This window comes from Azospirillum sp. (assembly GCF_035627195.1).
Classification (GTDB): Bacteria; Pseudomonadota; Alphaproteobacteria; order Azospirillales; family Azospirillaceae; genus Azospirillum.
The window spans coordinates 1-2,660 of sequence record NZ_DASPMG010000279.1; the positions used below are offsets into that span (position 1 = coordinate 1).

The window sequence follows — 2,660 nt, forward strand, 5'->3', positions numbered from 1 at the left end:
CCCCGCTCGGCGTGACCGACGCCACCTTGAGCGGCGCCTGGACCCAGCGCTCCACGAAGAGCTTGCGTTCCGCGAATGCCATTCCCGATCTCCCGACGCGCCATCCGGCCGGTTTTCCGGCCAGGCCCCTGTTGTGCCCGCCCCGGAGGATTTGCGCAACCGCTTGCAACGCCGGCCACGTCTGTAAAATCACCCGAACCACACGCCCCGCACGTACGGGGCGAGCTGCGTGTCCTGCATGATGATGTGGTGGACCAGCCAGTCCGCGGTGAACGTGTAGATCTTTTCGGCGTTGGCGTGCGTCGGTTCGCGCGCGAACGTCTCCGACAGCGCGCTGATGGCGCGCACGGCCTCGCGGTGCTGGCGCTTGTGATCGTCGATCTTTGGGTAGTGGACAACCTCCATGATCTTCTCTTCACGCGCGAAATGCTCCTTCGTGTATTCCAGGAGCTTCATCAGCGTCTTCGCCACGCGCGTCGGCAGGTAGACGCGCGCCGTGAGGCATTCGTCGAGCTGGTTCAGATACTCGATCAGGTGTTTGTGGTCTTCGTCGATGGACGGCTGGCCGATGCTGAGCTGCCGCCTCCACGCTATGGCACTCATGGCCCCTCCGCCCCAGGCGTGGTGTCCGGCGCGAGTCGCGAATTCCGCCGGCACCGCCTCCACCGATCGTTCGCCGTTCCAGCATTTTCCTCGGTCGCCGAAGACACTCGCCGCATTGCGCGCCATCCAGGTTCAACCCGGTCGCCGTCTTTCTTTCACGGACACCAGCAGGCACAATTATGCGGTCTTCGGCGGAAAACAAGAATACTGGCACTGGCCGGAAGGCAATTTGACGCACCCGCGCCGCGGCAAGGGACCAAAGGCGCGTGATGAACCGCGTACAACCAAACGTATGCAATCGAAGCGGCGGACACGAAACGGGCGGCGCCGTCGCCGGCCGCCGCCCGTGCCTCCGTACGTGATGCGTCAGCCGATGATGGAGTAGCCGCAGTCCACGTAGGTCGTGACGCCGGTGATGCCCTTCGCCCCGTCGGTAGCGAGGAAGGCGGTGGTGTGGCCGACCTCGTCGATGGTCACCAAGCGGTGTTCCGGCGCGCGGTCGGCGGCCTTGGCCATCAGCTCGTCGAAGTGGGCGATGCCCGACGCCGCGCGGGTCTTGATCGGACCCGGCGAGATGGCGTGCACGCGGATGCCCTTCGGGCCCAGCTCGGACGCCAGATAGCGCACGCTGGCCTCCAGCGCCGCCTTCACCGGCCCCATGACGCCGTAGTTGTCGATGACCCGCTGGGAGCCGAAGTAGGACATGGTGAACAGCGCACCACCGTCGGTCATCAGCGGCTCGGCGTAGCGGGCCATGCGGATGAAGGAATGGCAGGACACGTCCATGGCCATCGAGAATCCTTCGCGCGTGCAGTCCACCACGCGGCCGTGCAGGTCCTCGCGCGGGGCGAAGGCGATGGAGTGCAGCGCAAAATCCAGCTTGCCCCACTTCTGCGCGATCTTCTCGAACATGGCCTTCAGCTGCCCCTCGCCGGTGACGTCGACCGGCTCGAAGATCTCGGCCTCGACCTGCTGGGCCAGCGGCTCGACATAGGTCTTCGACTTGTCGTTCAGGTAGCTGATGGCGAGGTCGGCGCCGAGCGCGCGGAACGCCTTGGCGCAGCCCCAGGCGATCGACTGGTCGTTGGCGATGCCGAGAATCAGGCCCTTCTTGCCCGCGAGGCTGGCGGCGGCCGGGATCATCGTCGTCATGGGTGCCTTCCGTGTTCGGGATTGGGAGGGTGTGGAGCGGCCAGCGCGGCGCGGCCTTCCAATGCACTGTTTGCTGCGGCGCAGCATACTGCGGCCGGAGGCATCGTGCAACTTTTGACAAGTGTCATTAAACAGTCATTATTGCGACGGTGGCCACAGTGTACTTGCTGCTCAACACACGTCCGCCGCGTGCGTTGCGCCGCAAAAAGACACTTCAAAAAGCAAGGCCCCCTCCCTGGGGTGGGGAGAGGGCCCTTGGCCGCGGAACGACGGCGTGCTTCAGGTGGTGCCGGGCGTGAAGGACGGCGGATCGCTGGCCGGGAAGGACTCCTCCAGCGCCTCGTCGACCTTGTCTTCCGGCTCCCCCTTGTAGATGTCGCCGGGGTTGCGGGCGAAGCGGTTGCGGCCCTCGTCCACGTCCTGGGCGGGGATGGCGGCGTGGTCGCGCCGGCCCCAATCCTCCATCAGGCCGTACATCGGGCAATAGCCGGTCAGGCCGCGCGCTACCAGGGCGCCGCCGGCCAGCGCCATGGCCGCCCCGGCGGCGTTCGGCCGGCGCACGCCCATCACGGCGAGCACGCCGCCGCCGATGAGCGACAGCAGACGCTCGGTGTGGCCAACGTTGATCATGCGGTCGGGGTCGTCGGTGTGGCTGCTCTGCGCCATGGCTCGCCTCCTCGAATGCCGGATTCGTTCGTCTTTCACTGGGACGTCCCGGCGCCTTCGCCGGTCGGCGCCGGCTGGCCGGGCTGGCTGGTCCCGCTCGCGCCGTCGGGCTGCGGCTGGCCGGACTGCGCTTGACCGGACTGCGCCTGACCGGCACGCGCCTGGGCCAGATCCTGGTTCAGCCGCCGCACCTCCTGCGACAGGCGCTGCACCTCCTGCTGAAGGCGCGCGGTGTCGGC

The 2,660-nt window shown here is 67.0% G+C and carries 3 protein-coding genes and 1 pseudogene; all 4 read right to left on the reverse strand.

Annotated elements, in window-relative coordinates:
- Window positions 1–189: 189 nt before the first annotated feature.
- Complete coding sequence (locus VED21_RS25915) at window positions 190–603, reverse strand: bacteriohemerythrin (protein ID WP_324887500.1); 414 nt, start codon at window positions 601–603, stop codon at window positions 190–192.
- Window positions 604–969: 366 nt separating this feature from the next.
- Complete coding sequence (fabI, locus tag VED21_RS25920; RefSeq protein WP_324887502.1) at window positions 970–1,755, reverse strand: enoyl-ACP reductase FabI; 786 nt, start codon at window positions 1,753–1,755, stop codon at window positions 970–972.
- Between the two features lie 279 nt (window positions 1,756–2,034).
- Window positions 2,035–2,421, reverse strand: a complete 387-nt coding sequence (locus tag VED21_RS25925; RefSeq protein WP_324887504.1) for a DUF2892 domain-containing protein — start codon at window positions 2,419–2,421, stop codon at window positions 2,035–2,037.
- Window positions 2,422–2,456: 35 nt separating this feature from the next.
- A pseudogene (locus tag VED21_RS25930) lies at window positions 2,457–2,660 on the reverse strand (hypothetical protein); the annotation flags it as partial.

Bases quoted from the DNA above. Each gene is read 5' to 3' on its own strand.
- VED21_RS25915 (WP_324887500.1), bottom strand. From the start codon at position 603: ATGAGTGCCATAGCGTGGAGGCGGCAGCTCAGCATCGGCCAGCCGTCC.
- fabI (WP_324887502.1), bottom strand. From the start codon at position 1,755: ATGACGACGATGATCCCGGCCGCCGCCAGCCTCGCGGGCAAGAAGGGC.
- VED21_RS25925 (WP_324887504.1), bottom strand. From the start codon at position 2,421: ATGGCGCAGAGCAGCCACACCGACGACCCCGACCGCATGATCAACGTT.